19 protein-coding genes are annotated in these 22,535 nt (G+C 71.7%); 7 read left to right on the forward strand and 12 right to left on the reverse strand.

Going from position 1 to position 22,535, the window contains the following annotated elements:
• Positions 1 to 6: 6 nt before the first annotated feature.
• From ACVFYP_RS13290 to ACVFYP_RS13340, 11 genes are all read right to left on the reverse strand, one after another.
• Positions 7 to 1,785: a S1C family serine protease gene (locus ACVFYP_RS13290; protein WP_499200664.1), complete on the reverse strand. Its 1,779-nt coding sequence runs from the start codon at positions 1,783 to 1,785 to the stop codon at positions 7 to 9.
• Between the two features lie 42 nt (positions 1,786 to 1,827).
• A complete protein-coding gene (locus tag ACVFYP_RS13295) occupies positions 1,828 to 2,637 on the reverse strand; it encodes a PEP-CTERM sorting domain-containing protein (RefSeq protein ID WP_499200665.1) in 810 nt (269 codons plus the stop codon).
• A 17-nt stretch (positions 2,638 to 2,654) separates the two neighbouring features.
• On the reverse strand, positions 2,655 to 3,164 hold the full coding sequence (locus ACVFYP_RS13300) for a hypothetical protein (RefSeq protein ID WP_499200666.1): 510 nt from the start codon (positions 3,162 to 3,164) through the stop codon (positions 2,655 to 2,657).
• Complete coding sequence (locus tag ACVFYP_RS13305; protein ID WP_499200667.1) at positions 3,164 to 3,805, reverse strand: YMGG-like glycine zipper-containing protein; 642 nt, start codon at positions 3,803 to 3,805, stop codon at positions 3,164 to 3,166. The genes ACVFYP_RS13300 and ACVFYP_RS13305 overlap by 1 nt, the downstream gene beginning before the upstream one ends.
• Before the next feature lie 334 nt (positions 3,806 to 4,139).
• Positions 4,140 to 5,255, reverse strand: a complete 1,116-nt coding sequence (locus tag ACVFYP_RS13310; RefSeq protein ID WP_499200668.1) for an NADH:flavin oxidoreductase/NADH oxidase — start codon at positions 5,253 to 5,255, stop codon at positions 4,140 to 4,142.
• Positions 5,256 to 5,272: 17 nt separating this feature from the next.
• Positions 5,273 to 6,067 (reverse strand): DUF2272 domain-containing protein, encoded by a 795-nt coding sequence (locus ACVFYP_RS13315; protein ID WP_499200669.1) that lies wholly within the window; start codon positions 6,065 to 6,067, stop codon positions 5,273 to 5,275.
• A gap of 2 nt (positions 6,068 to 6,069) precedes the next feature.
• A complete protein-coding gene (locus ACVFYP_RS13320; protein WP_499200670.1) occupies positions 6,070 to 7,944 on the reverse strand; it encodes a hypothetical protein in 1,875 nt (624 codons plus the stop codon).
• A 279-nt stretch (positions 7,945 to 8,223) separates the two neighbouring features.
• Entirely contained in the window at positions 8,224 to 9,624 is a 1,401-nt protein-coding gene (locus ACVFYP_RS13325; protein WP_499200671.1) for an NAD(P)H-dependent flavin oxidoreductase, read from the reverse strand.
• Positions 9,625 to 9,742: 118 nt separating this feature from the next.
• A complete protein-coding gene (gene pnp / locus ACVFYP_RS13330; protein ID WP_499200672.1) occupies positions 9,743 to 11,977 on the reverse strand; it encodes a polyribonucleotide nucleotidyltransferase in 2,235 nt (744 codons plus the stop codon).
• A gap of 377 nt (positions 11,978 to 12,354) precedes the next feature.
• On the reverse strand, positions 12,355 to 13,533 hold the full coding sequence (locus ACVFYP_RS13335; protein ID WP_499200673.1) for a DUF5666 domain-containing protein: 1,179 nt from the start codon (positions 13,531 to 13,533) through the stop codon (positions 12,355 to 12,357).
• Complete coding sequence (locus ACVFYP_RS13340; RefSeq protein WP_499200674.1) at positions 13,530 to 14,372, reverse strand: DUF6502 family protein; 843 nt, start codon at positions 14,370 to 14,372, stop codon at positions 13,530 to 13,532. The genes ACVFYP_RS13335 and ACVFYP_RS13340 overlap by 4 nt, the downstream gene beginning before the upstream one ends.
• A gap of 127 nt (positions 14,373 to 14,499) precedes the next feature.
• On the opposite strand from ACVFYP_RS13340, the gene ACVFYP_RS13345 reads away from it, so the two are divergent.
• Complete coding sequence (locus ACVFYP_RS13345; protein WP_499200675.1) at positions 14,500 to 16,317, forward strand: glycosyltransferase family 2 protein; 1,818 nt, start codon at positions 14,500 to 14,502, stop codon at positions 16,315 to 16,317.
• Positions 16,314 to 17,237, forward strand: a complete 924-nt coding sequence (locus tag ACVFYP_RS13350) for a glycosyltransferase family protein (protein ID WP_499200676.1) — start codon at positions 16,314 to 16,316, stop codon at positions 17,235 to 17,237. The genes ACVFYP_RS13345 and ACVFYP_RS13350 overlap by 4 nt, the downstream gene beginning before the upstream one ends.
• On the opposite strand, the gene ACVFYP_RS13355 is transcribed toward ACVFYP_RS13350, so the two are convergent.
• Positions 17,238 to 17,882 (reverse strand): LolA family protein, encoded by a 645-nt coding sequence (locus ACVFYP_RS13355; protein ID WP_499200677.1) that lies wholly within the window; start codon positions 17,880 to 17,882, stop codon positions 17,238 to 17,240.
• Positions 17,883 to 18,057: 175 nt separating this feature from the next.
• On the opposite strand from ACVFYP_RS13355, the gene ACVFYP_RS13360 reads away from it, so the two are divergent.
• The 5 genes from ACVFYP_RS13360 to ACVFYP_RS13380 all read left to right on the forward strand — a co-directional run bounded on the left by ACVFYP_RS13360 (position 18,058) and on the right by ACVFYP_RS13380 (position 22,526).
• Entirely contained in the window at positions 18,058 to 18,330 is a 273-nt protein-coding gene (locus ACVFYP_RS13360; RefSeq protein ID WP_499200678.1) for a hypothetical protein, read from the forward strand.
• A gap of 228 nt (positions 18,331 to 18,558) precedes the next feature.
• Positions 18,559 to 19,347, forward strand: a complete 789-nt coding sequence (locus ACVFYP_RS13365; protein ID WP_499200679.1) for a hypothetical protein — start codon at positions 18,559 to 18,561, stop codon at positions 19,345 to 19,347.
• A gap of 1 nt (position 19,348) precedes the next feature.
• Positions 19,349 to 19,726: a hypothetical protein gene (locus tag ACVFYP_RS13370; protein WP_499200680.1), complete on the forward strand. Its 378-nt coding sequence runs from the start codon at positions 19,349 to 19,351 to the stop codon at positions 19,724 to 19,726.
• A 53-nt stretch (positions 19,727 to 19,779) separates the two neighbouring features.
• Positions 19,780 to 21,036, forward strand: a complete 1,257-nt coding sequence (locus tag ACVFYP_RS13375; protein WP_499201272.1) for a putative DNA modification/repair radical SAM protein — start codon at positions 19,780 to 19,782, stop codon at positions 21,034 to 21,036.
• A complete protein-coding gene (locus tag ACVFYP_RS13380; RefSeq protein WP_499200681.1) occupies positions 21,036 to 22,526 on the forward strand; it encodes a UdgX family uracil-DNA binding protein in 1,491 nt (496 codons plus the stop codon). The genes ACVFYP_RS13375 and ACVFYP_RS13380 overlap by 1 nt, the downstream gene beginning before the upstream one ends.
• Positions 22,527 to 22,535 lie beyond the last annotated feature (9 nt).

Consider the following 22,535-nt stretch of genomic DNA (forward strand, 5'->3'; position numbering starts at 1 on the left):
CGGTCCTCAGGGCGCCGCGGCGGCGGGCGGGGCCGGCGCTGCGGGAGGGGCGGGCGGTGGCGCGGCGGCCAGTGGCACGCAGGCGTCGTCCACCGCATCCGCCGCCAGGCTGTTGCCGCGCAGGAATTCCACCAGCGTCGCTGTCGGCAGGGCGTAGTCGACGCGATAGGCGGTTTCGCGATCGGTGCGGATGAAGGTGTTCACCCCTAGCACCCGGCCGCAGCGATCGACCACCGGGCCGCCGGAATTGCCACGATTGATCGCCGCGGTATGGATCATCACCGAATTGCCGCGGAACTGCTGCAGGCCGCTGATCTCGCCCGTGGTGAAATGCGCGGCGGGCGCGCTGCCTTCCTCGCCGCGCAGCAGGCGTTGGAAGTCGTCGCCCACGCCGGTGACGAAGCCCGGGAAGCCCACCGTCACCACCGGCACCAGCGGTGCCGCCGTGGTCGCCAGCCGAAGCGGCGGCAGGGTCCGGCCGGAGATCCGCAGGATGGCGAAATCCGGCTGGCCGAATTCATGGCTCGGTGTGCGCGCCACCACCTCCGCCGGCACTGGCTGGCCGAGCTGGCGGTTCACCACCAGCAGGCGCTCCGCCCCGTCCACCACATGCAGGTTGGTCGCGATCAGGTCGGGGGCGATGGCGAAGCCGCTGCCGGTGCTCAGCCCCTGGCGGCCATCGGCGGTCCGCTGCGGCGCCAGCACCAGCACCACCGATTCGGTCAGCAGCGTGGCCAGGTTGGCCGGCTGTGCCGGCGCGCCGGGGGGCGGGGGCGTGGCGGGGGCGACCGGCTGCCGCTCGATCGGCGGCGGCATCGCCGGCTGGCCCGGCCGCGCCTCCTGCCCCGGAAGGGCCGGCAGTTCGCCTTCCGGCATCAGGCAGACGTCGCCGCGTAAAGCGAGTTCCATCTGCGCGATGCGCTGGCGCAGGGCATCGTTCACGCCTTCCTGCAGGCGCTGCAATTCGGCGTCCAGGCTGGCATCGGGCGGCGGCGGGGTCTGCGCCTGCAGCGCTTCGACCAGCCGAGTCCAGCCGTAATAATAGCCGGCGGCGAGGGCGACCATGGACAGCAGCAGCACGACGAGCACCGCCGCCATCACCGCGCCGGCCGCATGCAGCACGCCCCCCCCGCGCGGCGCCATCGCCGAGGGCGCAGGCGGCGTTGGCGGGGCTGGCGGTGTGCCGCCGCCCGCCGCGATGGCGCTGGCCGGCCGGCCGGCCGCCTGCGGGGCTGGCGCCGCCGCCGACATCGTCGGGGACGGGGGTGCGGCAACCGAACGCCAGGGATCGAAGCTGGGCGGCGCATAGCGGCCGAGCGTCGCGGTGAAGTGCTGCGCCTGCGCCGCCGACGTGCTGCCGACGGAGGGTGGCACGACGCCCCAGTTCACCAGAACCGGCGCGTCGCCGCCCCAGAGCACATCATCCTCGCCGCGGATCAGCAGCGCCGCGCGCAGCAATGGCCCGCCTTCCGCTGTGGCCAGCAGCGGCAACAGGGCCTCGAAGCGCGCCCGCAGCATCGCTTCCGCGCGCTGGCGCTGATGCCCTTCCAGGCTGCGCAATGGTACCGGGTCCTGGATGGCGACGCCGTACCAGGTGATCCGGCGGATCGGCGCGCCAGCGGCCTCGTCGTAATCGGGCTTGGCGAACAGGTCGCCCAGGCTGGCCTGATGCCGCGACAGCAGCGCGGAAAGCCGCTCATGCTGCTGCACCACCGGCATGCCGGCAACCGGCACCAGTGTGAGTTCGCCGACTTCCAGTCCGGTGAGGAGGCGCTCTGAGGCCAAGGCTGAAACTCTCCGGAAGACGATGAGGCGGGGCTGCCAGACCTACAGCAGCAGGGACGGAAGCGGCGGCGGCGGCGGCGGGGCCGCGGGGGGCGTGGCGGGTGGCTCCGGCGGGCGCACCCCGGGGATGTCCACCTGCCGCAGGTTGGCGAAGCGGATGTTGTCGATCCCGAAGCCCTGTGGCTCCGGGCCGACCAGGTGGAATTCCAGCGCGGCGATCACCTCGCTGAGGTCGCTGCTGGCCAGCGCCAGGAATTCGCGGCCGATGCCCCGGTTGGCGGTGCGGCCGAGTTCCCGGCCGCGGCGGTCATAGACGGTGATGGCAGTGCCGTTCACCGCGTTGAAGTACCCGCCGAGCAGCCCGACCGCCGCGACGTCGCGGCTGAACAGGATGGCGATCGGCCCATTGAAGGTCGGCGTGCCGCTGAGCTGGACGTCTTGGACGGAGGGGCTGCTGTCGAACACGACGATGGTTGGCGGCGCGGCTTCGTCGATGCTGAGGGGCGCGCTGGGTGTGCCGCTCAGGCAGCCGGAAAGCGCGGCACCGCGCGGGCAGCTATCGAAGTCGCTCAGGCGGCGGCCGCGCAGATGACCGCCGAAACGCACCGTCGGGTCCTGCGCCGTTCCGCCATAGAGCGAGGGTGGATAGACCGGATTGCGGGTGCCGCGCGGCACCTCGCTGAAGGTGATCCGGCCAGCACCGGGACGGAACTGGGATTCGTTCAGCCGCACCACGCGCGACACCCCCTGCGCCGTGGCGGGAGGCGACAGGATGGACGGGATCATCAGCGCGCCGGCCAGCAAGGCGCGCCGCCCGCTACAACCCTGCTTTGCCTCGCCCGGTCCCGGCACCAATTGCCCCTTCCTGCCTATTCGCGGACCACGGCCCGGCCGATGTCACGGAACGTGCCTTCAAGGGCCTGGCGTCTGCGCTGCACATCGGCGAGCTGCCGCTGCGTCTCCGGTCCCGGCTGCTGGTTGCGCAGGGCCTCCTGCTCCGCCCGCAGCGTCGCCAACTGGCCCTCGATCGCCGCCAGCCTGTCCCGGTTGACGTTGCCCCGGGCGCGGGCCGCCGCGATGTCGCGCTCGATCTGTGTCGTGCGAAGCCGTTCGCTGGCCAGGTCGGACCGCAGCTGGGCGCGCTCCACCTCCACCGCATCGCGGCCCCTCCGGGCCGCGGCCAGTTGATCGGCGGCCAGGCGCTGGTCCGCCTCGGCCTGGCTGAGCCTGGCCTGCATCGAATCCACACGCTGCTGGTAGCTGCCGCTGAGCACGCAATTGCCGACCTGAAGGATGTTGCGATCCGCGCGGGGATCGCAGGGCTGGTTGGCGCAGGCGGCGATCAGCAGCAGCAAAGGCAGGGCGAGGAAACGTGGCATCAGATATTCACCTGGCCGAGGGCGCGCACCATGCGGTCCCGCGAGGCCAGGAGCGAGGCGTTGTCAGCCTCCATCTGCGCAAGCTGCTTTTCCATATCGGCGGTGTTCTGCCCGGCCGTCTTCAGCCGTTCGATCTGCGTGCGCAGTTCCGCGACCTGGCGGCGGCCGCCATCCAGGGCTGCCTGGGTGCGGTCCCGATCGGCCTGGGCGGTGCGGTACACCTCCATCTGCCGCGCATTCAGCGCGCGCCCCGCGGCCACCTGCTGGCGCAGAGGATTCAGGCTGGCCGCCTGCCGGTTGGCGGCGTTGCTGGCGGCCACCGCTTCCGCCCGCAAGGCGGCCGATGCCTGCCGCGCCTCCTGGGTGCGCGCCTGCAATTCCTGCTCGGCATTGGCATAGCCCTGCTGCTGGCCTTGCAGCGCATAGCCGATGACGCCGCCGATGCCGGCGCCGATTCCGGCGCCAATCGCCGCACTGCGGGCATCGCCGCCCAGCAGGGCGCCGAGTCCCGCACCGACGAGAGCCCCGCCACCCGCACCCTGCGCGGCGAGCGGCGCCCGGTTGACGGTTTCGCAGCCACCGAGCAGCACGCCGGCAGCCAGGAGAACCGCGAACCCGGTCGTCGAATTGAACCGCCGCATCCCACCGCCCCCAAAATCATGCCGTTTTCGCATCGCGAGCGGAAACTTTACGCCAACCCAATAAGTTGGCAACCCGAATAGAACGGTTGACGCATCGCAGCGCGGTATGGCGCCCTTGAGGCATGCGGCCCGGCAGGCGTTGTCTTGGGGGATGGATCAGGCAGGCTGCTGCTGGGATGGCAGCGCCGCTGCTGGCGCAAGGGCGCATCCTGCGGGCGAGTGGCCTCGGCGGGCGGCAGGGCGCTGAAGGTCGGCGGCGGTCAAACTCCCCCAACCCGCCTGCGGCGTTGCGGCGCTGCCGCAACCCTTCGCAGGCGTGGGGGAGGGCTCGGAGTCAGCCCAGCGGCGGCATCGGTGCGCCGGTTTCCACGCGCATGCCCATCCGCGCGATGCTGCCCCAGGCGCGGTCGTATTGCGGCGGCGTGCGGATGGCATCCACCCGGCCCAGCGCCACGGCGGCGCGCATCGGCCAGTAGGGGTCGCGCAGTGTGGCGCGGGCCAGCAGCACCAGGTCGGCGCGGCCTTCGGTGATGATCGCCTGGGCCTGCTCCGGCTCCGTGATCAGGCCGACGGCCGCCACCATCACGCCCGCGCCCTGCTTCACCGCCTCCGCCCCCGGCACCTGGTAGCCCGGACCGAGCACGATCTTCTGGGACGGGTCGATGCCGCCGGAGGAAACGTCGATCACGTCGATGCCGAGCGCGGCCATGCGCTTCGACAATTCGATGCTCTCCGCCGTGTTCCAGCCGCCCTCGATCCAGTCGGTGTGGGAGATGCGCAGGAACAGCGGCACCTCCTCCCCCACCGCTGCGCGCACCGCCTGGGCGATGGCCAGCGGCAGGCGGGTGCGGCCCTCGAAATCGCCGCCCCAGCGGTCGTTACGGGTGTTGGAGATGGGCGACATGAACTGGTGCAGCAGGTAGCCATGCGCGCCATGCAGCTCGATGATCCTGTAGCCGGCGGCCAAAGCGCGCTTCGCCGTGGCGGCGAAGGCGGCAGGCAGGTCGAGGATCTCGGCTTCCGTCATCGGACGCGGCGCGGCGAAATGGCCCATCGGCAGATTGCTGGCGGAGACGATCTCCCAGCCCGGCGTCGCCGGCTCATCCACCCAGGCCGGCGCCCGGCTGGCCTTGCGGCCGGCATGGCCGATCTGGATCGCCGGCACCGCGCCGGCATGGGCGATGGCGGCCGCCAGGCGGCTATGCGCGGCGATCTGCCCATCCTCCCACAGCCCGACATCGCCCGGCGTGATGCGGCCTTCCGGCAGCACGGCCGTGGCCTCCACCATCACCATGCCCGCGCCGCCCAGGGCGCGTTGCAGCAGATGCGCCAGATGCCAGTCGGTCGGCTTGCCGTCATCGGCGCAGCAATACTGGCACATGGGCGAGATGCCGATGCGGTTGGCCAGCGTCACGCCACGGATGGTCAGTGGGGAAAACAGATCGGTCATGTGGGCGAGAATCCTGTTCAAGGCGCGAAAGGCGGCAGGCGGCCGAGGCGGCTTTCCATTACCAGAAGAATGGGCGCCCGGCCCGCAGGCGCCGGCGCGATATAGCCCGCCGCATCCGCCGGGTAGCGCGTCAGGGTGACGGTATCCCCCACATTGCCGCCCACCACCTCCACCGCGCCCGGCGGCGTGGTGACGACGATGTCGCAATGCATCGGCCGCGGTACACCCGCCTCCGCCCGCCGTTCCGACCAGTGGCGCAGCCGGTTGCGGCTGCGGTCGAAGCAGACCAGGTCGCCCGGGCGCGGCGCATAGTCACCCGGCGCATGCGGCAGGAAGGGCGCGGTGGCCGGATAGGCCTCGGCATCCGCGATCAGCGCATCCAGGTAGAGCGAATGGGTGGCATTGGGCGGAAATTCCCGCGCATCCACCCCCGCCGTCCGGAACACCCAGGAGATGAAGGCCGCCGACCAGGCCGGGTTCGACCACAGCGTGGTGCCGCCCATGCCCCAGACCGCGGTGGCATAGATCTGCCGATTGTCGCGGATCGCACCCTCGTCATCCTCCACCGCGCGCCAATAGGCGAGCACGCGGGGAAAATTCGCCATGTCCGATTCCGGCGCCGGGCCTTCCGGCGCGGTGGTCCAGGCCTCCCGCACCACGCCGCCCCAGTCGCGCCATTCCCCGATCGTCAGGCGCAGCACCCTTTCGGCGGCGGCGGGCGGATAGGGCAGAGGCGCTGTCGGCGGCGCGGGGGGCGGCGTGCGCGCGGCACAGCCGGCCAGCAGCAGGGCAGCCAGAATCGCGCTTCGCATCGTCAGGCGGACACCGGCTGGCGCAGCATCGTCGCATCGGGCAGCGTCAGGCCCATCACCAGGGCGACCTGACCGGCCGGGTTCGGCGTGCCCCCCAAGGGCGAGGGCTGCACCACCAGCATGTCCCCGCGTGGCCGCACCAGCGGGCGCAGCAGCGCCACCGCCTTGCGGTGCAGCGCCTGGGCCTGGGTCACCGTCTCCATGGGCAAGGCCTCCGGCCGCGCTTCCGCGGCGAGCGCCACGGCGGTGGCGGCGCGGGCCACCAGGCCAAGAGTTTCCGCATGGCCACGCAGGGCGGAGGCGGCGCCGCCTTCCAGCAGCAGGCCTTCCAGCCGCACCGCGCGGCCGGCATCCAGCAACTCAGCCGTGCCGGGCTGCATCGCCGCCAGCGCGCGCCCGATCGGGCCGGCCAGCAGCAGCGGGTCCAGATGCGGCACGGCGCGGGCCAAGGCGAGCAGGGCCAGCGCATGACCGCCCAGCGACGCCGGTACATCGGGCCGGTCCTGGAATCCGCCGCCATGGCGCTGCAGGCCGATCAGCCGTTCGACCAGCGCGGCCAGCGGTGCCTTGGCGCCGGTGCGCAGCCGGGCCTCCGCCGCCAGAACCGCGGCGGCGAGATCCGCCAGCGAGGGCTCCCCTGCCTCCAGCGCCGCCATATGGCGGTCGAACCAGCCCTTCAACTCGGTCACCCGCGCGTCTGGCAGCGCCGCGCGATAGGCGCCGCGATGGGCGAGCAGCAACTGGGTGGCGACGGCATTCAGCGCCGCGCCGCTGGGCGGCAGCGGGTCCAGCTCCAGCCCCGCCATGCCGGCGGCGCCGGCGACGGCCATCATGCGCGCCGCATGGGCGGCGGTCAGGCCCGGGGCGAGCAGCCGGTCTTCCCGCACGACCAGCGATTCACCGGTTCGCAGCCCGACCGGGCCGTGCCGCAGGATCAGCCAGTGCAGAGCCTTCGGTCGTGCGGCGATGGCCTTCGCCGACATCACCTTGTCCGGTGCCGCCGGCCGCAGATGCAGGGTCGGACCACCCTCCGGCCATCCCGCGCGGCCCAGCGCCAGATGTTCCACCGGCTGCTTGTCGGCCCAGACCGTAACGCCCGCCGCCGCCGGCGGGCCGAAATCCCGCCATTCCGCCGCGCCATTGGACAGCCGGCTCTCCGCCATCTCCAGCCCACCGGCGCCGAGCTGGTCCAGCGCGGTGCTGAGTCGCAGCTTGCCGACCCGGCGCGCGGCGGTGAAGGTGACGGTCAGCCCCAGAACCGGCGAGCCGGGCGTGATGGCGTAGTCGTAGCGCAGCGTGCCGACCATCGCCTTGCGGGCGCTCAGCAGGCCGACCTTGCCGGTGATGCGGCTTTCATGGCGCAGGATCACCGCGCCGCCATCCCGCGTCACCGCGCAATCAGTGATGGTGTCCTCGGCATCCACGCCATTGCGAAAGCGGCCACCGCGGAATTCCACCAGATTTCCGGTATGGACCACCGGTGCCGCCGCCTCATCCACCATCTCCTGCCGCAGGATTCCGACGGAGAGGTCGCCGGTGAAGCGGTGGAAGGGGGTGCGGATTTCGAAGTTACGGGGATCGTCGCGCACCACTTCCGTCGCGCCCAGCGCGGCACGGCGGCAGGGTTGCGGCGCATCCGCCATGGCCATGACGAAATCCAGCACGCCATCGGCGAAGGCCGGATCGGCGTCACGGATCTCCGGCTGGGCCAGCAGTTCGGCCGCCTGCGCATTGGGGGTAACGGCGCAGAACCCCGCCGTCTCGGACTCCGCCAGCGCGATCCGCCGCTGCCCACCGACCGTCACCTCCCGCACCAAGGCGCCACGAAGATGGGCAACCAGGCGGTCGCGATCGGTCGCGTGGAGGAGGTTGCGCATGGTTCGGGCTTCATCTCCGGGCGGCGGGAACAGGATACCGTCCGGAGGGGGGGTGCGTGAAGGGCCAGACACAATCGGCAGCGGCCGACGGCCCTACGGTTCTGACCCAGGCTTCATCCCGCCGTCACGGAGCGGACAGCCCCGCTGGCCCAGCATGGTGACGTCCGGGCGGTGCCCCGACGTTTTTCTCCCGGCGGTTCCGCGCGCACGATGGCGCGGACCCTTCAACTGGCCCCGACGCCTTGAGGCGTCGGGGCCTTTCTTTTCAGCCCGCCGAGATCAGCGGCCGGTCATGATCCGCTCGACAAGCTGCTTCGCCGTCGGCACGAAACCGTTGGAATAGAAGGGGTCGCTGGCGAAGCGATAGGCGTTGTGGCCGGCGAACATCAGGTTGCGGTCCAGCGCCCCGTCATGCGCCACATCCTGCAAAGTCTTCTGGATGCAGAAGCTGCGCGGATCGGCCTTCTTGCCCGTGGTGAAATCGGGCTCGTTCTGCGTCCAGTTCGAGAAGCGGCAATGGCTGAGGCAGCCCATGCAGTCGATCTGGTCCTTGAGGATCTCCTGCGCCTTGTCGGGCGTGACGAAGATCAGCGTGTTGTCGGGCGTGCGCATCGCCTCGACATAGCCTTCCGCCTCCCAGCCATGCACCCGGGCACGGTCGTGCTCGGTCAGGTAGACCAGACGCTTGCGCGGGCCGACGCCGTATTCGGCGACATGGTCGCCCACCGGCTCGCTGGTATAGGCCACCTGGTGCTCGTTCCGGTCCTCCAGCTCCCGCAGGAATTCGTTGCGGATGGCGGAGGAGTAGAAGCCGGTGGGGGAGAAGGGCTGCAACGACACGTCGCCCGGCTTCAGCGTCAGCAGGCGCTGCTTCCAGGCCTCGCTGATCGGGCTTTCCTGGGTCAGCAGGGGGCGGGTGCCGAACTGGAAGGCGACGGGGCCGAGATCGGGGTTGTCGATCCAGTCCTCCCACTCCTCCAGCCACCAGACACCGCCGGCCATGATGATCGGCACGTCGCCCAGGCCGAATTCGCGCATCTGCTGGCGCAGCTTCAGCACGCGGGGGAAGGGGTCCTCCGGCCGCTTGGGGTCCTCGGAGTTCGACAGGCCGTTATGGCCGCCGGCCAGCCAGGGGTCCTCATAGACCACGCCGCCCAGCCATTCCCGGGTCTTGGAATAGGCGCGCTTCCACAGCGCGGCGAAGGCGCGGGCGGAGGAGATGATGGGGTAGTAGTGGATCCCATGGTCCCGGGCGATGTCGGCCAGGCGATAGGGCATGCCGGCGCCGCAGGTCAGGCCATGGATGAGGCCACGGGCGCCTTCCAGCATGCCGCGCGCCACACGTTCCGCCCCGCCCATTTCCCACAGGATATTGGCGTGGATGCGGCCCTGGCCGTTGGAACGCTCATGCGCTTCCTTCGCCTGGGCGATGGCGCCGGCGATCCCATAGGCCACCAGCTCCTCATGCCGGTCGCGCCGGGTGCGGCCGGAATAGGTCTGGGGGATGACCCTGCCTTCCGCATCGTAGCTGTCGGCGTTGACGGCGGAAAAGGTGCCGACGCCACCGCCGGATGCCCAGCCGCCGCAGGTCGCGCCATTGGAGACGGCGACGCCCTTGCCACCCTCAACGAGGGGAAGAACGTCCACGCCACCCATGCGGATCGGGTTGATGGCCTTCAAGGATTTGGGCTCCGGGACTCTATGGGTTGCGCTGCGCCACGCCTGGATGACGCATGCGTGACCCGAATATGGCGTTTCAACCGCCGCAGGGGGAGGGGTCCCCCTGCGGTTTGCTGAATCAGCCCTCGTCGCGACGCGGGCGGAAGCTGCGCTCGCCGTCGCGGCGCGGCGGACGGTCACCGCGCGGCGCGCGTTCGCCGCCACCGGCACCCTCGCCTTCCTCACGCGGCCGGCGGGCGCCGACCTGTTCGGAGATGTCGGCGCCGGTCGCCTGATCCACCATCCGCATGGACAGCTTCACCTTGCCGCGGTCGTCGAAGCCGATGACCTTGACCTTCACCGCATCGCCGTCCTTGACGATGTCGCTGGTCTTCTGGACGCGCTCATTGGCCAGTTCGGAGATATGAACCAGCCCGTCCTTGGCGCCGAGGAAGTTCACGAAGGCGCCGAATTCGGCGGTCTTCACCACCTTGCCGTTGTAGATCTTGTTGATCTCCGGCTCCGCGACGATGCCCATGATCCGGTCGATGGCCTTCTGGGCCGCCTCCACCGTCGTCGCCGCCACCTTGATGGTGCCGTCGTCGTCGATGTCGATCTTGGTGCCGGTCTGCTCGGTGATCTCGCGGATCACCTTGCCGCCGGAGCCGATCACGTCGCGGATCTTGTCCTTGTTGATCTGGATGACCGTGATGCGCGGCGCGGTGGCGGCCACGTCGCCACGGGCACCGGACAGGCCCTTGGCCATCTCGCCCAGGATGTGCAGGCGGCCGTCCTTGGCCTGGCCCAGGGCGATCTTCATGATGTCGAAGGTGATGGACGTGATCTTGATGTCCATCTGGAGCGCGGTGATGCCGTTCTCCGAACCCGCCACCTTGAAGTCCATGTCGCCCAGGTGGTCTTCGTCACCCAGGATGTCGGACAGCACGGCGAAGCCGCGGTCTTCCTTGATCAGACCCATGGCGATGCCGGCGCAGGGGCGCTTCAGCGGCGCGCCGGCGTCCATCAGCGCGAGGCTGGTGCCGCAGACGGTCGCCATGGAGGAGGAACCGTTGGATTCCGTGATCTCCGACACGACGCGCATCGTGTAGGGGAACTTCTCCTTCTCCGGCAGCAGCGGGTGAAGCGCCCGCCAGGCCAGCTTGCCATGGCCGATCTCGCGGCGGCCCGGAGAACCCATGCGGCCCGTCTCGTTCACCGAGTAGGGAGGGAAATTGTAGTGCAGCATGAAGTTCTCGCGGTACTCGCCCGCGAGGGAGTCGATGATCTGCTCATCCTGGCCGGTGCCCAGCGTGGCGACGCACAGCGCCTGGGTCTCGCCGCGGGTGAACAGGGCGGAGCCATGGGCGCGCGGCAGGATGCCGACCTCGGCCACGATCGGGCGCACGGTCTTGGTGTCGCGGCCGTCGATGCGCATGCCGGTGTCGAGGATGGCATTGCGGACCACATCGGCTTCCAGCGCCTTCAGCAGGCCCTTGGCGGCGCCGGCATCGAGGCCCTCGGCCTCCAGCGAGGCCAGGACGGCCTTCTTCACCGCGCCGACCTGGTTCTGGCGGGCCAGCTTCTCGGTGGTCTTGTAGGCTTCGACCATCGGCGCGCGGCCGAGCTCGGTGATGCGCGCGGTCAGGGTCTTCTGGCTCTCGCTGGCCTCGGGCAGCGCCCAGGGCTCCTTGGCCGCGACCTCGGCCAGCTCGATGATCCCCTGGATCACCGCCTGGAAGGACTTGTGGCCGAATTCGACGGCGCCGAGCATGACCTCCTCGGACAGCTCCTGCGCCTCCGACTCCACCATCAGCACGCCCTCGGCGGTGCCGGCGACCATCAGGTCGAGCTGGGACTGCTGCAGCTGGGCGGCGGTCGGGTTCAGCACATAGCCGCCGTCGATATAGGCGACGCGGGCGCCGGCCACCGGGCCGAAGAAGGGAATGCCGGACAGCGTCAGGGCGGCGGAGCAGCCGACCAGGGCCACCACATCCGGGTTGTTCTCCAGGTCATGCGACAGCACGGTCGCGACCACCTGGACCTCGTTGCGGAAACCCTCCGGGAACAGCGGGCGCAGCGGGCGGTCGATCAGGCGGGAGACCAGGGTCTCGTTCTCGGAGGGACGACCCTCGCGCTTGAAGAAGCCGCCGGGGATCTTGCCCGCGGCGAAGGCCTTCTCCTGGTAGTTCACCGTCAGGGGGAAGAAGTCCTGGCCAGGCTTCACGGAACGGGCGCCGACCACGGTGCAGAGCACGATGGTGTCGCCGAGCCGGGCCATCACCGCGCCATCCGCCTGGCGGGCAATCTTGCCCGTCTCCAGCGTCAGCAGCTGGCCGCCCCAGGAAATGTCCTTGCGGAAGTACTTGTCGAACATGAAACGTCCTTCTTGACCCCACCGGATGCGGGGCCACAGCGAAAGGCCACCGGGCGCGACGCGCGCAGGCGGCCGGAACGCGACGAAGGCGGAGGCCGGGGGACACCTAACCCGGGAGGACGCGGCGACTCGGGCGGCATGGGTCCCACCGCGACTGTCCCTGGACCTGTGCTTGTCCGGGCACGACGCGATGGGGACGGCGCTGGAAGCAGGCCGCCCATGTGGCCGGAGGCGCCGTCATCGCCCCACCCGGGCGCGGCTGGTCCGCGAGGCTTCCGCTGCCATCGCAGCGAAGGTCTTTCCCCCATCCGGGACCGACCCGCGCGGCCTATGGCATGCCGGGGCCTGAAAGGCCAGCGGAAAGGGGTTAACCGCCCTTAACGGCCCGGGCCGCCGCCACCGGGTCCGCCGCCTGGACCACCACCCGGGCCACCTCCTGGCCCGCCGCCTGGACCACCTCCGGGACCACCGCCGGGCCCGCCACCGGGTCCGCCCGCTGGCCCGCCAGCCGGCCCACCACCTGGTGGGCCACCACCGGGCCCGCTGCCGCGCCCACCGCCCAGGCCGGGCGGTGCTGGGCCGGCCAGGCCGGCGGGACCACCCGGCCCTTCGGCCCCCATGCCGCCCGGGTCGCGCCATCCGATGGCCAGGAACCGGCCATCCGCCTGGCGTGCCGCCTCCACCACCGCGCGGCGCGGCGCGGCGGGGGGGATCAGGGTGCCGCCGGCGGCCAGGGTTGCGCCGGAGGCCCCCAGTTCCAGGCCGCCCGTGATGGGGGCGATGAAGGCTTCCAGCAGCAGCCGCCCGATACCCGGGCCGAAATGCCCGGCCGGATCGGCCAGGGGCTGGTCCGGCACCAGCGACTCCAGCACCAGCCGCCCCTCCTCCAGCCGTCCCTCGGCGCGCAGCCGGGTGCCCGCCGGAAAGGCCGGCACCGGCCCCGCCAACGCCAGCCCGCCGAGCCGGGGCGCCTGCGGGCCGCCTTCCAGGACGCCGTGCCGCAGCACCCGCCCCGGCGTGCCGGGGTCGAGGCGCGTCGCCTCCACCCCCCCATCGGGCCGCGGCAGCCCGCTGACCGTGACCCAGGCGCCCGGCTGCCAGTCGCGGCCGCCGCGCAGCAGGGGGGCGAAGGTGACCGCCTGGCCGGCGACCACCAGCCCATCCGGCCGCACCGCCTCCACCGGCCCCGCAAGCTCATGCCGCAGGGCGATGCGCCGGGCGCGCAGGGCGCGGAGCGGGCCGGCGGCCTCGATCTCCACCACCTGGCCGACGCGCAGCCAGGCGGGGGCGGCGCCATGGTCCACTCGCAGGCCATTGACGCAGATGCTGGCGAAGCCGGTCACCACGCCGATGATCCCGGTGCCGCCGATGCCGCGATCCCCCGCCGCCAGCCGCGCCCCGGTGCCGCCGATTCCCCGGTCGCCCTCCGCGGCCAGGGACGCCAGAGGTGGGCCGTCATCGGGGCCGATGCGGCAGGTCGGCGCCGGTTCGGCCGGCCATTGGCAGCTCGCCAGCAAAAGCGCCGCTGCGGCCAGAATGGGCAGGTGACGGGTCATGCGCCCGTTGCCCCCGGCTCCTCTGTCTCGGCCTCCGCATGCAGATAGACGCCGAGATTGACGCGCTGCGTCGGCGTGCCGGGGGCGGGCGGGTCCTGGCCCTCCAGCAAAGCGAGCATTTCCCGGTTCAGGGCGACCAGCAGGCGCTCCGCCCCCTCCCGCCCCAGGGCCTGCATGCGCTGCGCCGCATCGGCCGGCAGCCGGTCGTAATGCACCGAGCGTTCCAATTGGCGCGGCGTGCCGCCGGCCAGGTTGTGGGTGGCGGCGGCGATATGGTCGTGCAGATTGCGGGCGAAGTAGTGCAGCTGCGCGGCGCTGCCGGCGCGCGGCAGGAAGGCCGCCTGCTGCAGCACCACACGCTCCGCCGCATCCAGCCGCACCAGCCCCTGCGCCTGCCAGTCATCCAGCACGGCGCGCGGCCGCACATCCCGTGTCACCCCGGCCACCAGGGCTTCGAAGCTCGGCTGGCCGGGTGGCGCGGCGCGCGGCAGCGGCAGGGGCTGGCCGGCGGCGTCGGAGAATTCCGCCATGCCGAGCCAGCGCGCGACGATCTGCCCGCCGAGCGACACCACTTCCGGCACCTCCGGCGCGTCGGGTGGCAGTTCGCGCAGGCGGCGCAACTCCTTGCGGTGCACGCCGGTCAGAAGGCTCAGCCGGCTATCCGTGCCGGCGGGACCAAGCTGTTGCTGCGCCACCTGGACATAAAGGCCCCGGACCAGCTCGGCGAAGACCGGATAGGTGATGCCCGCCCGGATCAGCAGCCGCAGCAAGGGGCGCAGCAGGCGCGCGACGGCGCGCAGCAACTCGGGCGCGGGGGGCGGTTCGGGCAAGTCGGGCAAGGTGTCCGGTCCTGCGGCCAGGGCGGTGTTGCACATAGCAGCCCAGCGCGTGGGAAAACAGCCCACATGCTTGACGTGGGAAAATTTCCCACACATGGTGGCGCCAGGATCACGAGGCCCCAGCGCCATGCCCGACCACGCCTTGCCCACCGTCTCCGGCCACAAACCCGAAACGCTGATCGAACGCCTGGACCGCCACCCCGCGCTGAAGGCCGGGCTGCGCCGGCTGCTCGGCCCTGCCTTGCCGATGCTGCGCCCCCATCTGGCCGGGCTGGGCTGGCCGGATGACGCGGCCTATCGCCGCTGGATCGACCGCCACGACACGCCCAGCGTGGCCGAACGCCTCGCCATGCGCCGGCAGATCGCCGCGATGCCCGAGCCGGTGCTGCTTTCCGTCGCCATGCCGGCCTGGCGCACGCCGCCCGATCTGCTGCGCCTGGCCATCGGGTCGCTGCGCGCCCAGATCTACCCGCATTGGGAGCTTTGCGTGGTCGACGATGCCTCCCCGGGCGAGGCGGTGACGGCGGTGCTGGCCGAGCAGGCGGCGGCCGATCCGCGCATCCGCTGGCGCCGCCGCGCCCGCAACGGCCACATCGCCGCCGCCACCAACGATGCCATCGCCATGGCGCGCGGCCGCTACGTGGTTCTGATGGACCATGACGACCTGCTGCCGGAACACGCCCTGTACGAGGTCGCGCAGGCGATCGAACGGCAGCCGGAGGTGGAGCTGATCTACAGCGACGAGGACAAGATCGACGGCCATGGCCGTCGCCATGACCCCTATTTCAAGCCGGATTTCGACGCCGACCTGCTGCTGGCCCAGAATCTGGTCAGCCATCTGGGCGTCTATGCGCGGGACCTGCTGCTGCGCATTGGCGGGCTTCGGGATGGCTATGCCGGCAGCCAGGACCACGACCTGGCGCTGCGCGCCGCGGCGGCGACGCGGGTGGGCGGCATCCATCACATCCCGCGCATCCTGTATCACTGGCGCCAGCAGGCCGGCAGCTTCTCCGGCCGTTCCGCCGCGCGCTGCGTTCGTGCCTCCCGCGCCGCGGTGCAGGACCATCTGACGCGGCACAGCCCCGGGGCCACGCTGCAGCCAGCGGCGCTGGCGCCTTTCTGGCACCGCGTGGTGCATCCCCTGCCGCGCCCGCTGCCGTCGCTCTCCGTCCTGATGGCCGGGCCGGGTGCCGCCGCTGCCGGGGTGGCGCTGCTGCGCCAGCTGCGCTGGCCGGCGCTGGAGGTTGTGGCGGTGGAGGCGGAGGCCTTCCTGGCGGCGCCCGGGCTGCGCCTGCTGGCGCCCGCGGGCCGGGATGCCCCCCCGGCGGCGGCGCTGAACCAGGCGGCGTCGGCAGCGCGGGGCCAACTGCTGCTGCTGCTGGATCCGGCGACGGAGGGGGTTTCGCTGGACTGGCTGCGGAGCATGGCGGCCCAGGCGCTGCGCCCGCAGGTCGGCGCGGTGGGCGCCCGGCTGCTGGATGCGGAGGGGCGGCTGCTGCATGCCGGCTACCGGCTCGATCCGCAGCGGGTCGTCACCCAGGCGCAGCCGGGCGCGCGGGCCGATGCGGTGGGCCATGGCGGCTGCCTGGCCCTGGCGCGGCAGGTCTCCGCCGTTTCCGGCGCCGCCATGATGCTCCGCCGGGCGGTGTTCGAGGAGGTGGCCGGGCTGGATGCGGCGGCGCTGCCCTGGGCGCTGCATGATGTCGATCTCTGCCTGCGGCTGCGCGCCCAGGGCTACCGCATCCTGACCAACCCCGCCGCGACGCTGCGCCGCACGGCGCCGGAACTGCCGCCACCCCTCTCCGCCCTGGTGACCATGCGCTGGCGCTGGGATGCGGTGCTGGTGGCCGACCCCTTCCTCAACCCCAATCTGCCGAGGCTGGAGGCACTGCGCGGAGCCGCGCCGGCGGCCCCGCCGGCCTGGCGCAAGGGATGCGCGGCGTGACCGCGCAGGCGCCGCCCGTTGGCGGCCTGGCCATCGGCATCGTGCTGTTCCGGCCCGATCCGGCGGCGCTGGCCGCCACCTTGCGGGCCGTGGCCCCGGCGGCGGAGATGGTGCTGCTGTTCCTGAACGCGCCGCTGTCCAACGCCGCGCGGACGGTGGTGGCGGGGCACCCCGGCCCGGCGCCTGTGCTGATGAATGACGGGACCAATCTCGGCCTGGGCGTCGCCTATAACCGCATGGCGGAGGTGGCACGCGGCGCCGGCCTCGGCGCGCTGCTGCTGCTCGACCAGGATTCCGCGCCGCCCGCCGACCTGCCCGCCGCGCTCTGCGCCATGCGCGACCGCCTTCGCCAGGCGGGCGAATGCCCCGCCGCGATCGGGCCCTTGCCAGTGGCGGCGGAGGGGTCGGGCTGCAAGGCGCCGCGGCTGTTCCCTCGCCCGGGGCTGGAGTCGCCGGAGGATGCGCGGCCGCTGAACTTCCTGATCTCCTCCGGCACCCTGCTCGATCTGGAGGCCTGGGCCGCGATCGGTGGGTTCCGGGAGGATTTCTTCATCGACGCGATCGACATCGAATGGTGCTTCCGCGCCTGGGCGCGGCATTTTTCCTGCTGGATGGTGCCGGGCCAGCCCATGCCGCACCGGCTGGGCCAAGGGGTGCTGCGGGTGCCGCTGCTGGGGATGCGGCTGGCGCGGCAGCCGCCGGCGCGGCTTTACACCTATGCGCGCAACCAGGCGGCGATGCTGCGCCTGCCGAGCGTGCCGCTGTGCTGGAAGTGCCGGCTGCTGCCCTACATGGCAGTGCAGGCGGCGGTCCATCTGGTGGCGAGCCATGGAGACCGGCAGACGCTGCGGGCCTTCCTGCTCGGTCTGCTGGACGGGCTGCGCAACCGGCTGGGGCCGGTCAGCCGCGGCTTTGGCTGATCAGCGGCGTGCCGCCTCGCCTTCCAGGAAGCGCGGGTCGTTGAAGTCGAACAGGCGGTTGTCCAGCGTCATGCCGGCTTCCACCTCATACAGCGTCACCCGCGTTTCACGCCCCTGGGCGTCCAGCACGGTCCATTGCCGCAGCTCCAGCGGGTCCTCGGCGAAGGCCAGCACCAGCCGGCCTTCCGCCACCGCATCGGTGCGGTGCAGCCCGACCCGCAGGAAGCCGCCGGAGCGTTCGGTGGCATAGACGGTGATATCCCCCGAGAGCCGGATCTGCGGCCGCAGCAGCAGGCCGAGCGGGGTGGTGGAGGCGGGCACGGCGGTGGGCTGGCGCAGCTCGCGATCATACATCAGCACCTGGCCGCCGGAGGCGACCAGCAGCAGCGGCTCCGGCGGGTCGTAGTCGAAGCGCATGCGGCCGGGGCGGCTGATCAGGGCCGTGCCCTGGGCGGAGGCGCCGTTCTGCGCCACCTGTAGGAAGCGGGCGCGCAGGGTGCGCATGCCGTTGAGATAGGTCTCCACCCGCGCCACCGCCGCGCGGTCGATCGTGCCCTGGGCCAAAGCGGGCCGGAACGTCAGGGGGGCGGCGAGGGGGGCGAGGGCCAGGGCGGCGGCGGCCCCGAGGATGCGACGGCGGATCATGTCCTGGCAGATGGCCCATCCCCGGCCCCACGGAAAGGCCCCGCCGTTGTTAACCTCATCTCAATCCTTGGTGCGTCTAATGCGGCGACGCGGGGCACCATGATCGTCCCCTGACCGCCCGAAGATCGGGTCTCCGGCACCCCTACCCGGCGCGATGGCGCCACGGAGTCTCCCGATGCCCTTCGATTTCCTGCCGCCCGCCGCCCTTCTGCCGATCGAGGCCGCGACCATCCATGGCGTGCCGCGGCAGGAGCTGGTGGCGCATGCGATGGAGCAGATCTCGCCCTCCCTGCGCGGCGCGGTGGCCGAGATCGAGGTCAGCGGCGGTGGCCAGTTCGTGCATATGGGCATGGTCTTCGACCAGGTGGCCTGGCGCGCCGTCTGGCGTCGCCCCGGCCTGCCGGTCGCCAGCGGCAGCTTCCCGGTGTGGAACGGCGCGCCGGTCTGATTTTTTTTGGCTCAGGCGCCGGCGCGCGCTCCGCGCGCTTGGCTGCGCGCCACTTGGCGCGGCGCCCGTTCGGGCGCTCACCCGCCGTTGGCGGGTGCGAAAGTGCCTCAGCCGCCGGCGCGCACCTGACTGCGCGACATATGTCGCCGGGATGATGGGGGCGGTTCCGCCGCGCCCGGCTTCGCCCTACCCTTCGCCGCCCGCGCGGCCAAAGGGCAGGAGCACCCGATGTTCGACACCGACAACACCCCCGAATCCCGCATTGCCGGCGCCGCCGCCCTTCTGGCGGATATCCGCCGTGGCCGTCGCGCGCCCATCCCCGGCCTGCCCGAGTCGCTGAAGCCGCAAACCATCGCGGAGGCGGAGGCGATGCAGGTGGCGACCTATGCCGCGCTGGGCTGGTCCATCGCCGGCTGGAAGGTCGGCCGCACCTTCGACCAGCCGATCGCCGCCCCGCTGCCCGATGCCGCCCTGGCCCCGGTGACGGAGACGCCGCTGCACCTGCCGCCCGGCACGGCCATGGAGCTGGAGGTGGCGCTGCGCCTGCGCCAGGGGTTGGACGCGGCGCAGCTCGCCGCCCTGCAACCCGCCGACCTGCCTGGGCTTGCTGACCTCGTCCTGCTGTTCGAATTCGTCGAGACCCGGTTCGCCGCGGGCCATCCGGCCGGCGATCTGGAAAAGCTGGCCGACTGCGTGTCCAACGGCAGCTGCGTCTTCGGCCCCGCCACCGGCGCCTGGACCTGGCCGGATGCCGAGACCATCGCCATGCGCCTGACCGTGGATGGCATCGAGGTGGCGCGGCATGAGGGCCCGCATCGCGCCATGCCGCTGGCGGCGCTGATCGGCGGCTGGCGCGACCGCTGCCTGGCGCTTGGCCATCTGCCCCAGGCCGGAGAGGTCATCACCCTCGGCAGCCAGACCGGCATGCTGCCCGTGCCCGCCGCCGGCGGCACCCTGCTGGGTGAGATGACCGGGCGCGGCAGCCTGAGCGTCCGCGTCGCCCCGCTTGGGAGCTGACATGGACCATCACGGCCCGCCGCCGATCGCGCAGCTGCACGGCATGGGCGGGCACCTGCTGCTCTACCCCGACCGCATCCGCCTGCTGCGCCACGGGCCGTGGTTCACCGCCATGAACCTGCTGGCGCATCTGGAGCGGGAGATGGAGACCATCATCCTGCTGCGCGACCTGGTGGCGGTGCATATGGTCCGGTCGCTGCTGCTGGTGCAGTTCCTGCGCCTGACCTATCCGGGCTGCCCGACGCCCAGCGGCCATTACCTGCGCGACGCCTTTGCGGAAAACGCCTTCCTGTTCAGCCTGGCCGACAATCGCCCGCTGCTGGCGATGCAGCAGCGGATCACCGATGTGGCCGCGGAGGCGCGGGGCGGCGGCGGGTAAGGGGGTTGTGTTCGAGCAATTCGAACATATCATGAACATGAACCCTTCGGACCCTGCCCATGGAGCTGCTGCGCAAGCTCGAGATCCTCGCCGATGCGGCGAAATATGACGCCTCCTGCGCCTCCTCGGGCACGAGCAAACGCGACAGCCTGAAGGGCGGGCTGGGCAGCACGGAGGGCAGCGGCATCTGCCACGCCTATGCGCCGGATGGGCGCTGCATCTCCCTGCTCAAGCTGCTGCTGACCAATGCCTGCGTCTTCGACTGCGCCTATTGCATCAACCGCGCCTCCTCCAACACGCCGCGCGCCCGCTTCACGGCGGAGGAGGTGGTGGCGCTGACGCTGGGCTTTTATCGGCGCAACACCATCGAGGGGCTGTTCCTCTCGTCGGGCATCATCCGCTCGCCGGACTACACCATGGAACAGGTGGTGCGGGTGGCGCGGCTGCTGCGGCTGGAGCATGGCTTTCGCGGCTATATCCACCTGAAGACCATCCCCGACGCGGCGCCCGAATTGCTGGCGGAGGCCGGGCTCTATGCCGACCGGCTGTCCATCAACATGGAACTGCCGACCGTCGCCGGCCTGGAATCCCTCGCCCCCGAGAAGAATTTTTCCCGAATCCGCCACGCCATGGCGGGGCTGCGAACGCGTATCGACGGCGCCCAGGACGAGGCGAGGACGGCGCGACGCGCATCCCCCAAAAGATTCGCGCCGGCGGGGCAGAGCACGCAGATGATCGTGGGCGCCGATGGCGCGGATGATGGCGCCATCCTGTCGACCGCGACGGACCTCTATGCCGGCTACCGGATGCGGCGGGTCTACTACTCCGCCTATTCGCCGATCCCCGACGCCTCCCGCCTTCTGCCGCCCGCGCCCCCGCCGTTGCTGCGCGAGCACCGCCTCTACCAGGCCGACTGGCTGCTGCGCTTCTACGGCTTTTCGCGGGAGGAGGTGATGGCGGGCGGGGAGGCGGGGATGCTGGACCTGGAGCTGGACCCCAAGACCGCCTGGGCGCTGAAGATGCGCCAGGATTTCCCGGTGGATGTGAATCGCGCATCGCGGGAGGTGCTGCTGCGCGTGCCGGGGCTCGGCGCGAAGACGGTGGACCGGCTGGTCTCCGCGCGACGTCACACCCGGCTGCGGGTGGCGGATCTGGCGCGGCTGCGCGTGCCCCTGGCGAAGGTGCTGCCCTTCCTGGTGCTGGCGGACCATGTGCCGCGCGGGCTGGACAGCGCCGGGCTGCGCGACCGCCTGCGCCCGGCCACCGCCTTCGCGGCCGCCGCGCGGCCTGTGCAGATGGCGCTGTTCTGATGCTGGCCTCGGCCCGGGCCGGCGTCGCCGTCACCCTGCCGGGACCGGCGGATTTCGCCGCCTGGCGGCGGGCGGCACGGGGCCTTGTCGCGGCCGATATTCCCCCGGAACAGGCGGAATGGGTGGTGGCGGGGGAGTTGCCGGGGCTGCTGGCCGAGGCACCGGCACCGCCACCTTCCGCCGCACCCTTCCACGTGCCGCGCGCCTTTCTGGAACTCGCGGAGGTTGCGATCCGCCATAGCGATCCGCAACGCTTCGCCCTGCTCTACGGCCTGCTCTGGCGCATCGTCCAAGGCGAGCGACAGGTGATGCAGGCGGCGACCGACCCGGCGGTGATCCGCATGGGCGCCCTGGCCAAGGCGGTGCGGCGGGACGCGCACAAGATGCACGCCTTCGTCCGGTTCCGGGAGGTGCATGGGGAGGACGGGCCGCGCCACATCGCCTGGTTCGAGCCCGACCACCATATCGAGGAAGCGGAGGCCGGCTTTTTCCAGCGCCGATTCGCCGCGCTGCGCTGGTGCATCGTCACGCCCCGCCGTAGCGTCGCCTGGGACGGCGCGGCGCTGGCCTTCGGCCCTGGCGGGCGGCGCGCCGATGTGCCGCCGGACGATGCGATGGAGCCGCTGTGGCGCGCCTATTACGGCGCCATCTTCAACCCGGCGCGGCTGAAGCCCGCCGCGATGCGGGCCGAAATGCCCCGCAAATACTGGCACAACCTGCCGGAAGCGGCGGAGATTCCGCGGCTGATGGCGGAGGCTCAGCGCCGCGTGGCGGAGATGATGGAACGCGCCGCCGTCGCGCCCAATCCGCGGCCGCAATCGCCCCGCCATCTTTCGGCTCCGGCGCAGGTTTCGCGGGACATGCAGATGCCGATCGACGCGCCCTCCGACCCCGCTTTGGCCCTGGCCGCGCTGCGGGAGGACCTGCTCTCCCGCCCCGACCTGCCCGCTTTCGCCGCCCGCGCCACCCAGCCGGTGTTTGGCGAGGGTCCCCTCGGCGCCAGCCTGATGTTCGTTGGTGAACAGCCGGGGGATGAGGAGGATATCGCCGGCCGCCCCTTCGTCGGCCCCGCGGGCCGCCTGCTGGATCGCGCCTTGGCGCAGGCCGGCGTGGAGCGGCGCGACGCCTACCTCACCAATGCCGTAAAACACTTCAAGTTCACGCCCACCGGCAAGCGGCGCATCCATCAGTCACCGAATGCCGGCGACATCACCTACTACCGCCCCTTTTTGACGCGGGAGGTGGCGGCGGTGGCGCCGCGGCTGATTGTCGCCCTTGGCGCCTCGGCGCTGACGGCGCTGACGGGGCAAAAGCTGCCGGTGCTGAAGACGCGCGGGCAGGTGGTGACGGCGCTCGGCGGCCAGCCGGTCTTCGCGACGGTGCATCCCAGCTACCTTCTGCGGCTGCCGGACCCGCAGGCCCAGGCGGCGGGTTTCAGCGATTTTGTGGCGGACTTGCGGGCGGCGTGGGAGCTCACGTGCGGGTTGTGACTGCGCAAA

It is taken from the genome of Roseomonas sp. F4 (assembly GCF_053891155.1).

What these genes read in the sequence shown, in the direction of transcription:
- pnp (WP_499200672.1), bottom strand. Translation starts at nt 11,977, where the DNA reads ATGTTCGACAAGTACTTCCGCAAGGACATTTCCTGGGGCGGCCAGCTG.
- ACVFYP_RS13305 (WP_499200667.1), bottom strand. Translation starts at nt 3,805, where the DNA reads ATGCGGCGGTTCAATTCGACGACCGGGTTCGCGGTTCTCCTGGCTGCC.
- ACVFYP_RS13315 (WP_499200669.1), bottom strand. Translation starts at nt 6,067, where the DNA reads ATGCGAAGCGCGATTCTGGCTGCCCTGCTGCTGGCCGGCTGTGCCGCG.
- ACVFYP_RS13360 (WP_499200678.1), top strand. Translation starts at nt 18,058, where the DNA reads ATGCCCTTCGATTTCCTGCCGCCCGCCGCCCTTCTGCCGATCGAGGCC.
- ACVFYP_RS13370 (WP_499200680.1), top strand. Translation starts at nt 19,349, where the DNA reads ATGGACCATCACGGCCCGCCGCCGATCGCGCAGCTGCACGGCATGGGC.
- ACVFYP_RS13300 (WP_499200666.1), bottom strand. Translation starts at nt 3,164, where the DNA reads ATGCCACGTTTCCTCGCCCTGCCTTTGCTGCTGCTGATCGCCGCCTGC.
- ACVFYP_RS13345 (WP_499200675.1), top strand. Translation starts at nt 14,500, where the DNA reads ATGCCCGACCACGCCTTGCCCACCGTCTCCGGCCACAAACCCGAAACG.
- ACVFYP_RS13355 (WP_499200677.1), bottom strand. Translation starts at nt 17,882, where the DNA reads ATGATCCGCCGTCGCATCCTCGGGGCCGCCGCCGCCCTGGCCCTCGCC.
- ACVFYP_RS13380 (WP_499200681.1), top strand. Translation starts at nt 21,036, where the DNA reads ATGCTGGCCTCGGCCCGGGCCGGCGTCGCCGTCACCCTGCCGGGACCG.
- ACVFYP_RS13310 (WP_499200668.1), bottom strand. Translation starts at nt 5,255, where the DNA reads ATGACCGATCTGTTTTCCCCACTGACCATCCGTGGCGTGACGCTGGCC.
- ACVFYP_RS13365 (WP_499200679.1), top strand. Translation starts at nt 18,559, where the DNA reads ATGTTCGACACCGACAACACCCCCGAATCCCGCATTGCCGGCGCCGCC.
- ACVFYP_RS13335 (WP_499200673.1), bottom strand. Translation starts at nt 13,533, where the DNA reads ATGACCCGTCACCTGCCCATTCTGGCCGCAGCGGCGCTTTTGCTGGCG.
- ACVFYP_RS13320 (WP_499200670.1), bottom strand. Translation starts at nt 7,944, where the DNA reads ATGCGCAACCTCCTCCACGCGACCGATCGCGACCGCCTGGTTGCCCAT.